The organism is Aldersonia kunmingensis, assembly GCF_001646865.1.
GTDB lineage: Bacteria > Actinomycetota > Actinomycetes > Mycobacteriales > Mycobacteriaceae > Aldersonia > Aldersonia kunmingensis.
The window spans coordinates 1-1,953 of record NZ_LRRB01000078.1 but is presented as its reverse complement, the minus strand read 5'-3'; the positions used below and the strand labels follow the sequence as shown (position 1 = coordinate 1,953).

Below are 1,953 nucleotides of genomic sequence, written 5' to 3'. Positions count from 1 at the left end.
CGCAGGTCCATCAGTGCTACGGCACTGATGGTGTACGCCACAAGTATCGCTGAGCCATGGGTGCCAATGCTCGCGTCCACACCCCTAGGCAAGGTCCACCACCACGCCGGGGCGGCGCCGATCTACCGCGGCGAGCCGGGCTATTGCGCCGAAGCTGGACCGGAACGACGACGGTGTCGCCTGCGAAATAGATCCACGTTGGTACGCGATGAGCTTGTCGCGGCCGAGATCCCGTTCGTGACAAGCCTTCTCGATGGAACACGTCTTCCCAGCACAGGTCGGCACCGTCAAGTACGTGGCGATGCGTTGCGGTTCCGCGCCAGCGACAACGGGCGAGGGACTCCGGCGCACTACTGCAACTACCGCCATCACGATCGCCTGCGCCTCTCGATACGACCACTTTCGCGATCGCCTCGCTGTGTCACAACGGAGTTCACGTTTACGCGCCGGCTGGATCCGCGTCTTGCGGACATATCCTGTGACACCAGCAAGGAGGTTACACAGATTTGCTCACGGCGCTTTCCTGTCCGGCACTGTGCCCGAACTCCGCGACTGCGCTGATGGCCAGCTGTGAGAATAGGTGTCCTGAGAACCCGACCAATAACGCCACGCTAAGTGACACGACAGACCACGGATCGATCCAGGAATCAGCAAAAATCTTGCCCAAAACGCCGATCTCGGCGAGAAAGTTCACCAGCAGCACACCGCCGACGGCAGTAAGTGCGCCGCCGACGGGTCCTAGGATCAGCACACCCCACGCCGAGCGAACCCCCTCCGAGGTCAGCGAAGTCACGGTTGGCGCAAGAAAGCCGCCGACCGCACCGACAAGCATCGTCACTTGGTGACCGAAACCCACGGCGATTCCCGTGATGGCAAGCAGTCCCACGATCGCGAGCCATATCGCAGCTTGTTCGCTTTCGTACTCGAGTGCGAGACTCTCCCCTTTGCGACGATCACATTCTTCCTGGGCTTGCACCAAGACAACGCATTTGTGGCTATCCGAACCAGCCTTGGCGAATCTGTCACGGTAGCCCTGCGCGACCTTTTCGTCCCGGCGAGCGAGTTGTTCAAATAGTGGTTCGGAGTGCGTGGCGAGCTCATCAGGGGGCACAAGGTATACCAATTCACGTTTGATGTCGTCGAGTGTCCCACGCTGACTCCAGAGCTTGAAAAGAGCTGTGGACCCGAACCTTCGAAGCATCCCACGGATACCGGCAGACTTGGCGACCCCTGATTCCGCTTCTCGATTCTCGTCTTCACCCTTTTCGTACAGGTCGCCCGGCCGGACATTCATTTCGGCTTCGAGCGCGCTCAATGCGGTTTCCATCAACTTAGATCTTCGTTTTTGGGCGTCGTCGCCGGACTGCTCGATCCAAATATTCAGCTGTTCCCTACGCCGCTTTATGTGGGCCAGGTCGGCGATGAGCGCGCGGCGGCGTACGAGCGCGACCATCCCGCGGTAGGTCACGCCGATGACGAAGAGCAAGTAGTAGACGCACACTAAGAGCGTGGCCCACCAAGGGCCAAGGGTTCCCTCTCTCATACATGTCTCCGTCTCTGCTATAGCCCGCCTGGCCACTTTCACGGTGAGAACAATCTTTGCCGTTCCGAAGCTGGCCCGTGGCATTGTCGGAGTTTCCGAAATTTGTGCCTGATTACCGCGGAATGCGGCCAGATACGTCTCGCAGATCCTTTCATTTGAGTCGTTGCATCGCCTATCAGCGGCGAACAAACGATCAACGCAGCGGTGCGGGCCGTGTAGTTGCGAATCGCCGCTGTGGTCGACTGATCGTGCCCAAGATCGGGACCCGACAGTCTAAAAGACCCACTGACCTGGTCGAGGTGACAGGATTCGAGCCTATGACCCGGACAGACCGCTGCACGCGGGTTCCAGGGCGACGTGGGCTTCGTCTTCCTTGAAGTGGCCTCGCAGTGTCTGTGAAACGCAAAATC

At 59.4% G+C, this 1,953-nt stretch carries 2 protein-coding genes; both read right to left on the bottom strand.

What is annotated here, in order from left to right:
- Window positions 1-84 precede the first annotated feature (84 nt).
- Window positions 85-369, bottom strand: coding sequence for a hypothetical protein (locus tag A8G08_RS28415; protein ID WP_425394531.1), 285 nt, complete (start codon window positions 367-369; stop codon window positions 85-87).
- Between the two features lie 127 nt (window positions 370-496).
- Window positions 497-1,543 (bottom strand): hypothetical protein, encoded by a 1,047-nt coding sequence (locus A8G08_RS05595; RefSeq protein WP_157108420.1) that lies wholly within the window; start codon window positions 1,541-1,543, stop codon window positions 497-499.
- Window positions 1,544-1,953: the final 410 nt, after the last annotated feature.